Source organism: Flavobacteriales bacterium (assembly GCA_030584065.1).
Lineage (GTDB): Bacteria > Bacteroidota > Bacteroidia > Flavobacteriales_F > PHOS-HE28 > PHOS-HE28.
The window spans coordinates 3189481-3203373 of the sequence record CP129489.1 but is presented as its reverse complement, the minus strand read 5'-3'; the positions used below and the strand labels follow the sequence as shown (position 1 = coordinate 3203373).

Below are 13893 nucleotides of genomic sequence, written 5' to 3'. Positions count from 1 at the left end.
AGGGGCGACCGGCGCCACAGGTGCGACCGGGGCCGCGGGTGCTGACGGCCGCACCGTGCTCAATGGAACGACGGTACCGGCCAGTGCCCTCGGTGCCATCGGCGACTTCTACATCAATACCACGAGCACTATGATCTACGGCCCGAAGACCGCTGGTGGCTGGGGCGTCGGAACATCGCTTGTGGGTCCACAGGGGCCGCAAGGTCCTACTGGTACTGCGGGTGCTACTGGTCCTCAAGGTCCACAGGGGGTTACGGGAAATACAGGCCCGGCCGGAGCAACAGGACCGACAGGGCCCATCGGGGCTACCGGTCCACAAGGTGCTACGGGTGCGACCGGGGCCGCCGGCGCTGACGGCCGCACCGTGCTCAACGGAACAACCGCACCAGCCAGTGCCATCGGTGCCAACGGCGACTTCTACATCAACACCGCGAGCACTATGATCTACGGCCCGAAGACGGCTGGCAACTGGGGCGTCGGAACTTCTCTTGTGGGTCCACAAGGGCCGCAAGGTCCTATTGGAACTCCGGGTGCTACCGGCCCTCAAGGTCCACAGGGTGCTGCTGGTGCCACGGGAGCACAAGGCCCTCCGGGTGCCACAGGCGCGACCGGAGCACAAGGCCCACAAGGTGTTGCAGGCCCTACTGGTGCAACAGGCCCACAAGGAACTCCGGGTACTAATGGTTCCAACGGAACGGATGGAAAGACTGTGCTGAATGGTACGACGAACCCGGCCAGCGCTGTTGGTTCCAATGGGGACTTCTACCTCAACACCACCACCAGCACACTCTTCGGCCCGAAGGCAGCGGGCGCTTGGCCTGCCGGTGTTGCGCTCATCGGGCCTGTTGGTCCGCAAGGCCCTGCTGGACCTGCTGGCAGCTCGAACGCATGGGGCATCACGGGCAACACGGGCATGGTGTTGGGCACCAACTTCATTGGTAACACGGACAATGCACAGCTCGAGTTCCGCGTGAACAATGAACGCGGCGGCTTCGTGACGCCCAGCGGCACTTCAACATCCTTCGGTCACCGCGCGCTGATGGCGAACAGCGGAAGCAACAACACCGCCGTAGGCAAGAACACGCTGATGGCCAATACCACATCATCAGGGAATACGGCCATGGGTGCATTCGCCCAAGAGGGCAACATCACCGGTGCAAACAACACGGCACTCGGCAGCAACGCGCTACGCAGCAACGTGGATGGATTCTCCAACGTGGCGGTTGGAGCAGGTGCCATGCGCAACGCCGTAGCACGCTGGAATTGCGTTGCTGTTGGCGATAGTGCACTGCTCAATAACGGCATCGGCGCCACCTACGACCCGATCGACGGCCCTGCAGAAGCAGTGGAGCAGACCGCGGTCGGAAGCAAGGCGCTGTATGCGAACACAACGGGTACGCGCAACGTGGCCGTGGGCTTTGAAGCCCTACGCAACAACGTAAGCGGCGATGCCAACGTGGCGGTGGGCCGCAATGCCTTGCGCCTGAACACCAGCGGCGGCTCCAATACGGGTATTGGGATCAACGCATTGAGCAGCGTGGCAACACAGAGCGGGAATACCGCCCTGGGATCTTACGCGGGCAGTGGCCTTACCATGACGAACAGCTCTTATGTGGGCAACAATGCTTATCCGACCGTTGCAGGACTGAGCAATGCCACAGGACTTGGCTACCAAGCACGGCCCACTGCAAGCAACTCAGCGCGCGTGGGCAACACCGCCGTCACCAGCATCGGCGGCTACGCGAGCTGGACCACCCTGCCGAGCGATGGCCGTTTCAAGAGCAATGTGCTCGCCGATGTGAAGGGCCTCGACTTCATCCTGCGCCTGCGACCTGTGACCTACAACGTGAATGTGCAGGCGCTGGCAGAACACCTCGGTGAAGACCGCCGAGTGGATGCCAACGGCAAGGTGGAGACCGTGCTGCCAAGTCCGGAGACTATCGCCGCCCGAGCGGAGAAAGCCGCCGTGCGCCAAACCGGCTTCATCGCCCAAGAGGTGGATGCTGCCGCACAAGCCGTGGGCTTCGACTTCAGCGGGGTGGACAAGATGAGCGACGGCGACGCCATGCTCGGCCTCCGCTACGCCGAATTCGTAGTTCCCCTGGTGAAAGCGGTGCAGGAGCAGCAAGCGATCATTGAACGGCTGGAGAAGCGCATCGCAGAGCTGGAGCGACGTTAACCCGCACGGGTTATTGCCCCGCGCTGTGCGCTAACGGAGCTTGCACCCGGATCAGACCGGACCTGCAAGGCCATGCGCCCGCGATCATCTTCGACTTCGTTGCTTTGGTCCACAGGGCTGTTGTTGGCCTTGACTGCGTGCGCCAGAACGGCACCTCCGGCCGTGCGTAGCGTGACCGAGGAACCGGATCCGCTTCAACAAGGCCTATCGGAACACCTGGCAGCCCAGCCCGACTTGCCCGCGTTGCCAGCCCTGGAGGAACGGTCGGTCAGTGGGTCCTCGCCCAAGCATGTGGAGTGGACCGATCCGCAAGGGCTAAAGGCCTCCATTCGGAACGACGGCATGCTCCTTTCGCCCACAGATGAATGGGAGGCGCCATGGTCCGTGTCCATCCTGCTGCATCGCATCGGTCGCTCCGATGATCGGTTCCTTCCGGTGACCACGCCCGTGGTGGAGCGATCGGAACAGCGCACGCTGGCACGGCACGGCCCTTTCGATGTGGAGCATGTGAACACCGCCGAAGGCATTCGCCAGAATTTCATCCTGCATGAACGGCTGCACGGCACCGGACCTGTGGAACTGTTCCTGTCCGTGGCCGGTGGCCTTCACCCCATGGATGATGGGCAGAACTCGATCTCGTTCACCAACGCCCGATCGGTCAAGGTCCTTCACTACAGCGAACTGTGCGTTTGGGACGCCGATGGCGATACGTTGCCCGCCCAGATGACCCTTAGCGGTGATACCATCCGCATCACCGTGGATGATGCGTTGGCACACTACCCCGTGACCGTGGATCCACTGGTGACCACACCGGTGTGGACCATGGACGGTGGACAGTCCAACAGCGAGTTCGGCTGGAGCGTAGCCTCCGCCGGTGATGTGAACGGCGACGGATACAGCGACATCATCGTGGGGCAGCACCTCTACGACAATGGCCAGACCAATGAAGGCCGCGTGGTGGTGTACCATGGCAGCGCTTCGGGGCCATCCACAACCCCCAGCTGGACCTACGAATCCAATTCCGCATCGGCGCAGTTCGGGTATAGCGTATCCACGGCCGGTGATGTGAACGGCGACGGATACAGCGATGTGATCGTGGGCGCGCCCTACCTGGACAACGGCCAGACCGATGAAGGACGTGTTTATGTGTTCCATGGCAGCAGCAGTGGGCTATCGGCCACGCCGAACTGGACTTACGAGCGCGATCAGGCGACATCCTATCTGGGGCGCAGCGTGGCATGCGCCGGCGATGTGAACGGCGATGGGTACAGCGACATCATCTTCGGAGCACCGTTCTTCGACTCGGGCAACACCAACGAAGGCAGGGTCTTCGTCTTCCACGGCGGCGCTACCGGACTGCCCAGCTCGGTCACCTGGATCACCGAAGGCAACCAGGATGGTGCGAACGCCGGAGCCAGCGTGGCATCCGCCGGTGATGTGAACGGTGATGGGTACAGCGACATCATCTACGGCGCACCGCTCTACGACAACGGCCAGACCGATGAAGGACGAGCGGTGGTACACCTGGGCAGCGCCACCGGTCTGCTGGCGGCCGCGCACTGGACCGTGGAAAGCAACCAGGCCAGCGCCAATGCCGGCACCAGCGTGGCCAGCGCTGGCGATGTGGACAACGATGGGTACAGCGATGTGGTGGTGGGTACACCGCTTTGGGATGGCGGTCAAACGGACGAAGGCCGTATTCAGATCGCCCGTGGCGGCGCCTCCGGTCTGACAGCGGTGCATCACAGCCTTGAGTCCAATAATGCTGGCGAACAGCGCGGGACCAGCGTGGCTTGTGCGGGTGATGTGAACGGCGATGGTTACGCCGACGTGATCTCCGGCTCGCCGCTGCACGCCAGCGGGGGCAGGATCGACCTGTTCAACGGCATCGCGGCGGGGATCAGCACCGCACCCACCACGGTCCTCAGCACACAGCCCAATGCCCGCTTCGGACGCAGCGTGGCCAGTGCAGGTGACTTCAACGGCGACGGCCTCAGTGATGTGATCATTGGTGCCCAATTCCACGATGGCACCCTCACCAACGAGGGACGCGTACGGTGTTATCCCGGTGCTGCCGCGTCCATCAGCAGCACGGCCGACCGCACGCTCGCAGGGTCTGCCGGATCATTCTACGGCAGGACCGTGGCCAGTGCCGGGGATGTCAATGGCGATGGATACAGCGATGTCATCATCGGTGCACCGGGGGGAAATAGAGCATATGTCCATTATGGGTCTCCGGTGGGCCCCTCGTTCGTGCCTGACCGTGTTTACTATCAGATGGCGATCGCCGGCTTCGGGTACTGCGTATCCGGCGCAGGCGATGTGAACGGCGACGGGTTCAGCGACATCATCATCGGCACTGAGGCAGGAGATATAGTGCATGTTTACCATGGCTCTTCCGCTGGCCTTCCCACCACGCCGAACTGGACGGTTTCAGGCACGGTGAACACCCGCTTCGGGTTCAGTGTGAGCTGTGCGGGCGATGTGAATGCCGACGGCTATGCCGATGTCATCATCGGGCAACCGGACCACAATACCGGCGCAGGCCGTGTAACGGTGTACCACGGAAGCCCCACAGGGCTTAGCGTCACACCCGATTGGATCTCAGCGCCGTTCGACGCACCGCACCTGCCGAACAGCTACTACGGAGAAGGCGTGGATGGGGCCGGGGACGTGAACGGCGACGGCTACAGCGATGTGATCATCGGTGCAGGCGGCTACAACTCGGACCGTGGGCGGGTGGTGATCTTCCATGGCGGACCAGGTGGCTTGCACGCAATGCCCGCGTCCATCTACGACCATACGGTCTCCGGGCAACGATTCGGCTCGAACCCCCACAGCGGCGCCTGTGCCAGTGGCGCCGGTGATGTGAACGGGGATGGCTACAGCGATGTGATCATGGCGCGGATGGGCTTCCAGGCGCACATCCATCATGGCGGACCCGCCGGGGCTTCCGCATCCCCCTCTTGGAGTTCAAGCATCTCCGGTGGTGGTTTCTATGGGGCCACGGTGGCCAGCGCGGGCGATCTGAACGCCGATGGCTACAGCGATGTGGTGGTCACTGAGTGCGCATTGGGAGCCAGGATCTACTTCGGCGGGCAATGGGGTCTGGGCGGCCCCATTTTCGGCGCGCCCACCAACTTGCCGGACTTGACCATCTATGGCTCCAGCATGCACAGTGCGGCTGGGGCGGGCGATGTGAACGGGGACGGGTACAGCGATGTGGTGATCGGACAGTACGGGCCGAGCCTCGCATTCGTCCACTTCGGCAATACCAGCACAAACCTTGCCCGAGGCCACTTCAGGCTCTATGAGACGGACCTTACCACACCGATCACTGCAGCGAACATCCCCATCCCACAATTCGGGGCCGGGCTGTTCGCACGCCCCTTCCTGGGCCGCACGAGAACGAAACTCGTTTGGGAGACCCGGATCCAGGGAGCCGCCTTCAGCACCGGCAGCAATGGCCTTGTGAACAACAGCACCGCGCTCACGGCCGAGCAGGCCACCTTCACCCCCGGTGCTGTGGCCGGCGTGGAGCTGAAGAACCTGATCGACAAACCCGGCGGCGGAACGGGGATCACCGCCACCAAAGTGCGCGCCCGTGTGCGCTTCGATCCTGCCACGGCCATAACAGGCCAGGTCTTCGGCCCATGGCGCTATATGCCCGGCTACCTCGACGGTCTGGGCACACACAACAACGTGCCGCTGCCGGTGGAGCTATTGCGCCTCGACGCGACCTGTTCGAATGGTACGGTGCAATTGGCGTGGGCCACCGCCAGTGAAGCGAACAGCTCCCACTTCGTGGTGCAACGCAGTGCGGATGGTTCCCATTGGACGGATATCGGCCAGGTGACAGCAGCAGGCCACAGCCATCAACAGGTGGACTATGCCCACCATGATCCCGCACGCACACCAGCGGCCGTGCTCTACTACCGCCTTCTGCAGGTCGACCAGGACAGCCAGAGCACCACGCTCCCAACGACCAGCGTCTCGTGTATCTCGAACACGATACGGATCTTCCCCAATCCAACCGAGGACCTCATCCGGGTCGACGCGGCTGCCATGAGCGAAGATGGTGCTCGGTACTCGGTGATCGATGATCAGGGCCGCACAGTGCGCAGTGGTTCGTTGTCCCTCGCCGAAGCGCCAACGCCCATCTCCCTGGCCTCCTTGCCCCAAGGTGCCTATATCCTGCTGATCCTGAACGATGGAGGCGAGGCACTGGCCGCCGAACGCGTGATCAAGCGCTGACGGCCCAGCGGTAGCAGCGATCCGTTCGGTGACGCGCCGCCTTCGTTCCTTTGCGGCCAGTTCGGTCGGAAGCAGGCATTCCCATTGTCTGATCCCTGATCCTCTGATCTTCTGATCCATGCACTCCATCAAGCACGTCCTCGACGACACCGCCCTCACCGGCACCACCCTCACCGTGGCCGGCTGGGTACGCACCTTCCGCAACGACCGCTTCATCGCCCTCAACGATGGCAGCACCATCCGCAACCTGCAGTGTGTGATCGATCAGGAGCAAGTGGATGCTGCCACACGCGCGCGTTTCACCACCAGCTCGGCCGTGAAATGCACCGGCGTGATCGTGGAGAGCAAGGGCACTGGCCAGCGCGTGGAAATGCAGGTGACCGCTGTGGAAGTGCTGGGCGACAGCGATGCGGAGAAGTACCCCATCCAGCCCAAGAAGCACAGCCTGGAGTTCCTGCGCGAGAACGCCCATCTGCGCTTCCGCACGAACACGTACAGCGCCATCTTCCGCATCCGCCACCAGGTGAGTTTCGGCATCCACGAGTACTTCGACCAGCAGGGCTACAACTACTTCCACAGCCCCATCATCACCGCCAGCGATGCCGAAGGCGCCGGCGAGATGTTCCGGGTGAGCACCCTGGACGCGAAGAACCCGCCGCTGAACGAGGACGGCAGCGTCAATTGGAAAGAGGACTTCTTCGGCGCAGAGAGCCGCCTCACCGTGAGCGGGCAGCTGCAGGCGGAGCTGGCCGCGCTCGCCTTGGGCAAGGTCTACACCTTCGGGCCCACCTTCCGCGCGGAGAACAGCAACACCGCCCGCCACCTCGCCGAGTTCTGGATGATCGAGCCCGAGGCCGCCTTCCTCGACCTGAAGGGCGACATGGACCTGGCCGAGGGCCTGTGCAAGCACCTGATCGCCCGCGTGCTGAAGAACAGCATGGACGATTTGCAGTTCCTGGATGCACGCCTGAAGGAAGAGGAGGCGCAGAAGCCGAAGGAGCAGCGCAGCGAGCTCGGCCTCATCGACCGCCTGAAGTTCGTGCTGGACAACCCCTTCGAGCGCATCACCTACACGGACGCCATCGACATCCTGCTGAAGAGCAAGCCCAACCAGAAAAAGCAGTTCCAGTTCCCAGTGGAATGGGGCATCGACCTGCAGAGCGAGCACGAGCGCTACCTGGTGGAGAAGCACTTCAAGAAACCGGTGATCGTCACGGGCTATCCGGGCCAGATCAAGGCCTTCTACATGCGCACAAACGGCCCCGGCGACTTCGGCTATAGCGACAAGGGCACCACCGTGGCCGCCATGGACGTGCTCTTCCCCGGCATCGGCGAGATCATCGGCGGCAGCCAGCGCGAGGAGCGTCTCGATGTGCTCGAATCACGCATGAAGGCGATGAACGTACCCGCCGAAGAGCTCTGGTGGTACCTGGACACGCGCCGCTTCGGCACCGTGCCCCACGCAGGCTTTGGCCTCGGATTGGAGCGCTTCGTGCTCTTCGTTACGGGCATGGGGAACATCCGGGATGTGATCCCGTTCCCGCGGACCCCGAAGAGCGCGGAGTTCTAGCCGCTACTTTCTGCGCCACACGCTTCCGTTCCGTGTATGCACGGCGCGTACGGTGCCGGCCTCTTCCGCGGCCTGCAGCTGCCTCAGGGCCTGGGCGTGCGTGATGCCCAGCATCACCGCCACCTCTTCGGCACACCAGGAATGCTGTGTTGCGAAGAGCTCCGGCAAGGTGCTGGGGCGTGGGTTCGGAGCTGCTGCAGGCAAAAGCTTCCTCACCGCCTCCTCGAAGGTGGCATAGGGCCGCGCACCGTACACCAGCTGCCGTTCACCCGCCTCGTTGCTGAAGATGTAGGTGGGGAAGCCGCGCACGCCGAGCGATCGCGCCAGCGTGAGGTCGGCTTGGAAGAGCGCGTTGGCGGCACCGGTGTAGTCGGCCTCCAGGCGCGTTACATCCAGCCCCGCGAAGGCGGCCGATTCGGCGATCACGGGCCACTTGGTGATGTTCTTCTTCTCCACCAGCACCTGCTCGCGGAGGCGGCGCAGGAACACGAGCGCCTTGGCGGGGTCCTGCAGCTGGGCGGCCTTGAAGGCGATGCTGGGCGGATAGCTGCTGGGCAGCGGATCCTCCAGCCACACATCGCCGATGATGGGCATGTGGTAGTGCGGGCTCACCTCGTCCCAATGGCCGGCCACATCGCTGGGCTTGCCGATGCCGCCGCTGTTATACACGTCCCACGAGGGCAGCAGGCCGCCCATGTGGTACTGGATGTCGATCGCGTCGCCGTACTCCGCCTTTAGCCTGCGCAGTTGCGGCTCGGCGCCCCAGCAGCTGCTGCAGATGGGGTCGGTGAAGTAGAGCAGGGTGATGGGCTTCACGGTCTTGGTCCGTGGCTCATCGCTGGTGACGATCGCTTCGGGGTCCGTGCCGGGCACGGCACACACGCCGGTGTCAGGGTCGCAGAACAGGGGATTGGTCGTGTTGGTCATGTCGGTGGTGGGTTGTGCGCAGCCCGTTGCGGTGAGTGTGGAAAGGGCCAGTGCGGCGAGTGCGGTGCGTGGCATGCTTCAGGCCTTGTCGATCTTCACGCTGGTCATCGTCAGCGAACCGGCCAGGGGCTTGTCGTTGAAGAGCATGGCGCGTTCGTCCTTCCCCTGCAGTGCGAGGGTGTAGAGCAGTGGGATGAAGTGCTCGCCGGAATTGATGGCCAGGTCGAAGGCCTTGCCCTGGGCGTGGAAGTTCACCAGCGGGGTGTGGTCGCCGGTGAGGATCGCCTGGTTCATGCGGGCGCGCGCCTCCACCGCCCAATCGAAGGCGTAGCTCTCGCTCAGCTTGTCCCAGGCCACCAGGCCCAGGTTGTGCACCATGTTGCCGCTGCCGATGATGAGCACGCCCTTGTCGCGCAGCCGGGCGATCGCCTTCGCCAAGGCGTAGTGCTGCTCGGGCTTCAAGCTGTAGTCGATGCTCATCTGGATCACGGGCACATCGGCGTTCGGGTACAGGTGCTTCACCACGCTCCACGCGCCATGGTCCAGCCCCCAGCTGTGGTCCAGCCCCACGGTGGTGCTGGTGATGGAACGCTTCACCTCCTCCGCCAGTTCCGGACTGCCGGGCGCCGGGTATTGCACCTCAAACAGGGCCTTGGGGAAGCCGCCGAAGTCGTGTATGGTGCGCGGATGGGCCATGGCGGTCACCTGCGTGCCGCGTGTTTCCCAATGCGCGCTCACCACCAGGATGGCCTGCGGACGCGGAAGCTCGGCGGCCGCCTTGCGAAAGCCCTGCACGAACTCGTTCTCCTCGATGGCGTTCATGGGGCTGCCGTGGCCCAGAAAGAGCACGGGCATTCGCGGGCTGGGCTGCAGAGTGTCGGTGATGCGGGTGAAGTCGGTGAGTTTCATGGCAGCGCCTGCCAGGGGCAGTGTGGCTAGGGAGAGGAGGAATTTCTTGCGGTCCATTGGAGGTGATTAATCACCACAGAGGCACAGAGAGCTCAGAGAGAACGCGAACCCGATCCTTCTGCTTGATCCTTTGTGGCCTCCGTGCCTCTGTGGTGAATGTATTCACTGCTTCACGAACTGCACTTCGGCGCTGATGCGCACTTCATCGCTCACCAGCACACCGCCCGTCTCCAGCGCGGCGTTCCAGTTCAGGCCCCAGTCCTTGCGGTTGATGCGGCCGTTGAGGGCGAAGGCCAGCTTCTCGTTGCCCCAGGGGTCCGTGTTCATGCCGCCGAACTCCACCTCCAGCGTCACGGGCTTTGTGATGCCTTTAATGGTGAGGTCGCCGGTGAGCGTGTAGTCGTCGCCGCTCACATGCTTCATTTCCGTGCCATTGAACTGCAGGTGGGGGTGCTTCTCCACATCGAAGAAGTCGGCGCTGCGCAGGTGCTTGTCGCGGTTCTCCTCGTTGGTGAAGATGGAGGAGGCGTCCAGCGTGGCCTGCACACGGGCGTTGACGAAGTCGTTGCCTTCCGCCTCGATGCTGGCATTGAACTTCTGGAATTCACCCTTCACGTTCGCGATCATCAGGTGCTTCACCTTGAAGGTGACCTCGCTGTGCGTGGGGTCCAGGGTCCATTTCGTGCGGGTGTCGGTGCTTGTTGTTGTGGCAGTTGCTGAAGGTGTCATGGCTGTTCGTTTATGTTGACACAAAGGTCCCGCAGCGGGGAGGGGTGGGGTAACACTTTCCGGTAGAGGGGTTGCACAAGTGCATCCACGCTCCCCAACGCAACGACCCCCGGCAATTCCCAGGGGCCTTGTTCCTGCTGCGTGGCCTCGCTTATCCGTTCCTGTGGATCAGGAAGCCATCGTCCACCGGCAGGGTGCTGCCGTTGATGGCGCTGGCGGCATCGGTGAAGAGGAAGGCCACCACGGCGGCCACCTTGGCGGGTTCGATGAGCTGCTTGTGCAGGTGCATGTCGCCGAGCATCTTCTTCATGGCGGCATCGTTGCCCAGGATCGGCGTGTTGATGAAGCCGGGCGCCACGCCCACCACGCGGATGCCATGGGGCGCCAGTTCCAGCGCGCCGCTCTTGCTCATCATCACCACCGCGGCCTTGGCGGCGTTGTAGTTGAAGCTGCCCACCGCGGCCTGGAAGCCGTAGATGGAGGCCGTGTTCACGAAGGTGCCTTTCGCGCCGAGCTTCACCATCTTCTTCGCGGCGTAGTACATGCCGTAGTACACACTGTGCTGGTCCACCTCGATCACCTTGTGGTAGCTGGCGGGGTCCATGTCCAGGAAGGGTTTCACCAACCCGATGCCCGCGTTGTTGAAGATGCCGTTCAGCGTGCCGAGCTTCTCCACGGCGAAATCCACGAGGGCTTCCACCTCGGCGGCTTTGGACACGTCCACTTTGTAGGCGAAGGCCTTCACGCCTTTCGCGGCGATCTCCTGGGCCACCTGCTCGGCGCCTTCCAAGTTGAAGTCGGCGATGATGAGGTCGGCGCCTTTGTCGGCCAATTGCAACGCGGCTTGGTATCCGATGCCGCTGGCACCGCCGGTGATGATGAGGGCTTGTCCTTTCAGTTCCATGGTCGTGTGTGTTGGGATGTTCATTTCTGCTACGGCACAAAGGTCCCTTCGTGCCCTGCCCGGCGGGTAACACATTCTGGCAGAAGCGTTGGACTATTCTCGTTGCCAGCGCTGGTGGCTTCCGATCGTTGATCCGTGCGGGAAGAAGCGTTCGGCGGGTGCTAGCTTCATCCCCGTTCACCCTACCGTCCGCATCCATGTCCAACATCGGCATCATCATACCCGAGCGCCCGCGCGACATCGGCAACTTCCTGGTCGGCCGCCTGCTGCCCTTCCACAGCAAACGCATGGTGGGCCCCTTCATCTTCATCGATCATATGGGGCCTGTAGCCATGAACGACCATCAGAACATGGATGTGGGTCCGCATCCGCACACCGGTCTCAGCACCCTCACGTTCATCTTCGAGGGTGCATTGATGCACCGCGACAGTCTGGGCACCGCTGTTGAGATCACACCTGGCGCCGTGAACTGGATGACCGCCGGTAGCGGCATCGTGCACAGTGAACGCACCCCAGAGCGGTTGCGCCACGTGGACAAGCACATGCACGGCCTGCAGATCTGGGTGGCGCTGCCGAAGGAGCTGGAGGATATCGCGCCCAGCTTCCACCACATCGATGCGGAGGCCCTGCCAGTGTGGGAGGAGGGGAATGCGCGCTTCAAACTGGTGGCCGGCGAGGTGATGGGGCACCGCTCGCCCGTGCCCGTGCACAGCCCGCTTTACATGCTCGAGATCCACAGCCTGTCCGGCGGGGAGGTCCGGATCGGTGATGCCCTCTACGGCGAAGTGGGCCTGTACATCCTGCGCGGCTCCGTGCGCGAGGGTGCGGACGGAGGAGCCGAATTCGGAGAGCGCCAGATCCTGGTGGCCAAGGAGTCGCGCCTCTGTGCGTTCACCATGTCCCCTGGCACCACGGTCTATCTCTTTGGCGGCGAGCCCTTCCCCGAGGAGCGCTTCATCTACTGGAATTTCGTCGCCACCAGCCAGGAGAAGCTCGAGGCGGCGAAACAGCGGTGGCGCGACCAGCAGTTCCCTGGGATTCCCGGCGAGACCGGGTATGTGGTCATGCCCGAGACCAGGGGGTAGTTGTAGCCACCGTTCGGCGTGCCCCCTAAGCCACCAGCCTGCGCATCTCCTCGCGGAACTCGGTGGGCGTCTGGCCCGTATTCTTCTTGAACACGCGGGTGAAATAGGCCTTCTCGTTGTACCCGAGCTCGTACCCGATCTCGCTCACCGGCTTGTCCGTGGCCACTAGCAGGCTCTTCGCCTCTATCAGCTTGCGCGTCTCGATGATGCGGCTCACGCTCTGCTGCAGGATGTGCTGCGTGATCAGGTTCAGGTTGCGCGGGCTCATGAAGAGCTTAGAGGCATAGAACTCCACATCGTGCGGCTGGCGGAAGTTCTCCTCGAGGATGCGGAGGAAGTTGCGGAAGGTCTCGTTCTGCGTGTCGCTGGGCGCTTCCGCATCCGGATGCTGCCGCCGATGCTCGCTGCGGATCAGGGTGAAGAGCGCGCCGAGCAGTTGCCGCACCACGGCCAGGTCGGGTTCGGGTTGCCCCATCTCGCCGTCGATCAGCTCGCACACGGTGAGCAGCCGCTTGAAGCAGAACGCATCGGGCAGCGGGATGTCCGCGTTGGCGTGGAAGAAGGAATAGAGCTGGAAGGTAGTCTCGGGGATGAACTCGCTGCGGAAGCGCATCACCCACATGTCGCAGCGGCCGTCCTTCGTGCGCGGCACCACGCGATGCACCTTGCCCTTGGTGACGAAGCTGACAAAAGGCGCGGGGATGGTGGTGGTGCGGAAGTCGATGAAATGTTCCAGCTGCCCTTCCACACCGAGGATGAGCTCCTCGAAGTCGTGCTGGTGCGGCTCATCAGGCGCTTGCGCGATGCGATCCGCCTCGGCGGCATCCACACGGAATAGTCGAAAGAGGGCATCCATGGCACCAAGCTAAGTCTTCCCATTGCGGGCATGTTCGTCGCCGTCAACGCAAACATTCCATTGTCATGGATGTTCCATCCACTCCAACCTCACGACCTTCACACCCCATGACCATCTACCACCTCGCCAATTGCGGCACCTGTCAACGCATCCTCAAGGAGATCCCGGACCTGAAGAGGTTCACCCTGCGCGAGATCAAGAGCGAGCCCATCACCGCCAAGGAACTGGATGCCCTGCAGAAGCTCGCCGGCAGCTACGAGGCGCTCTTCAGCAAGATCGCCATGAAGTACCGCAGCATGGGTCTGAACGAGATGAAGCTGAGCGAGAAGGACTACCGCAAGTACATCCTGCAGGAGTACACCTTCCTGAAGCGGCCCACGATCATCATCGGTAAGCAGGTCTTCATCGGCAGTGCACCGAAGGTGGTGAAGGCGATGGTGGAGGCGGCGGCGAAGGCGAAGTGATCACCGGAAAAAGGAG

At 62.9% G+C, this 13893-nt stretch carries 10 protein-coding genes; 5 read left to right on the top strand and 5 right to left on the bottom strand.

The genetic code is table 11. The annotated features are described in order from the left end of the window. Window positions 1-709 precede the first annotated feature (709 nt). The 3 genes from QY325_13410 (at window position 710) to asnS (ending at window position 8003) form a co-directional block, all read left to right on the top strand. Entirely contained in the window at window positions 710-2179 is a 1470-nt protein-coding gene (locus tag QY325_13410; protein WKZ65752.1) for a tail fiber domain-containing protein, read from the top strand. Window positions 2180-2422: 243 nt separating this feature from the next. Then, a complete protein-coding gene (locus QY325_13405) occupies window positions 2423-6433 on the top strand; it encodes an FG-GAP-like repeat-containing protein (GenBank protein WKZ65751.1) in 4011 nt (1336 codons plus the stop codon). Window positions 6434-6551: 118 nt separating this feature from the next. After that, window positions 6552-8003: an asparagine--tRNA ligase gene (gene asnS, locus QY325_13400; GenBank protein ID WKZ65750.1), complete on the top strand. Its 1452-nt coding sequence runs from the start codon at window positions 6552-6554 to the stop codon at window positions 8001-8003. Between the two features lie 3 nt (window positions 8004-8006). On the opposite strand, the gene QY325_13395 is transcribed toward asnS, so the two are convergent. From QY325_13395 to QY325_13380, 4 genes are all read right to left on the bottom strand, one after another. After that, the gene (locus tag QY325_13395; GenBank protein WKZ67988.1) at window positions 8007-8930 is read right to left on the bottom strand and encodes a DsbA family protein; all 924 of its coding nucleotides are present in this window, start codon (window positions 8928-8930) and stop codon (window positions 8007-8009) included. A gap of 78 nt (window positions 8931-9008) precedes the next feature. Beyond that, window positions 9009-9896 (bottom strand): 4,5-DOPA dioxygenase extradiol, encoded by an 888-nt coding sequence (gene ygiD, locus QY325_13390; GenBank protein WKZ65749.1) that lies wholly within the window; start codon window positions 9894-9896, stop codon window positions 9009-9011. Window positions 9897-10001: 105 nt separating this feature from the next. Continuing rightward, on the bottom strand, window positions 10002-10568 hold the full coding sequence (locus QY325_13385; GenBank protein WKZ65748.1) for a YceI family protein: 567 nt from the start codon (window positions 10566-10568) through the stop codon (window positions 10002-10004). Window positions 10569-10719: 151 nt separating this feature from the next. Further along, the gene (locus tag QY325_13380) at window positions 10720-11472 is read right to left on the bottom strand and encodes an SDR family NAD(P)-dependent oxidoreductase (protein ID WKZ65747.1); all 753 of its coding nucleotides are present in this window, start codon (window positions 11470-11472) and stop codon (window positions 10720-10722) included. Window positions 11473-11669: 197 nt separating this feature from the next. Here QY325_13380 and QY325_13375 point away from each other — a divergent pair, with 197 nt between their 5' ends. Further along, complete coding sequence (locus QY325_13375; protein WKZ65746.1) at window positions 11670-12557, top strand: pirin family protein; 888 nt, start codon at window positions 11670-11672, stop codon at window positions 12555-12557. Window positions 12558-12582: 25 nt separating this feature from the next. On the opposite strand, the gene QY325_13370 is transcribed toward QY325_13375, so the two are convergent. Then, a complete protein-coding gene (locus QY325_13370) occupies window positions 12583-13413 on the bottom strand; it encodes an AraC family transcriptional regulator (GenBank protein WKZ65745.1) in 831 nt (276 codons plus the stop codon). 107 nt (window positions 13414-13520) lie between these two features. On the opposite strand from QY325_13370, the gene QY325_13365 reads away from it, so the two are divergent. Beyond that, complete coding sequence (locus tag QY325_13365; GenBank protein WKZ65744.1) at window positions 13521-13877, top strand: ArsC/Spx/MgsR family protein; 357 nt, start codon at window positions 13521-13523, stop codon at window positions 13875-13877. The last annotated feature ends 16 nt before the right edge of the window (window positions 13878-13893 follow it).

Coding starts and splice junctions, on each gene's coding strand:
- QY325_13365 (WKZ65744.1), top strand. CDS start 13,521: ATGACCATCTACCACCTCGCCAATTGCGGCACCTGTCAACGCATCCTC.
- ygiD (WKZ65749.1), bottom strand. CDS start 9,896: ATGGACCGCAAGAAATTCCTCCTCTCCCTAGCCACACTGCCCCTGGCA.
- QY325_13395 (WKZ67988.1), bottom strand. CDS start 8,930: ATGACCAACACGACCAATCCCCTGTTCTGCGACCCTGACACCGGCGTG.
- asnS (WKZ65750.1), top strand. CDS start 6,552: ATGCACTCCATCAAGCACGTCCTCGACGACACCGCCCTCACCGGCACC.
- QY325_13385 (WKZ65748.1), bottom strand. CDS start 10,568: ATGACACCTTCAGCAACTGCCACAACAACAAGCACCGACACCCGCACG.
- QY325_13380 (WKZ65747.1), bottom strand. CDS start 11,472: ATGGAACTGAAAGGACAAGCCCTCATCATCACCGGCGGTGCCAGCGGC.
- QY325_13370 (WKZ65745.1), bottom strand. CDS start 13,413: ATGGATGCCCTCTTTCGACTATTCCGTGTGGATGCCGCCGAGGCGGAT.
- QY325_13375 (WKZ65746.1), top strand. CDS start 11,670: ATGTCCAACATCGGCATCATCATACCCGAGCGCCCGCGCGACATCGGC.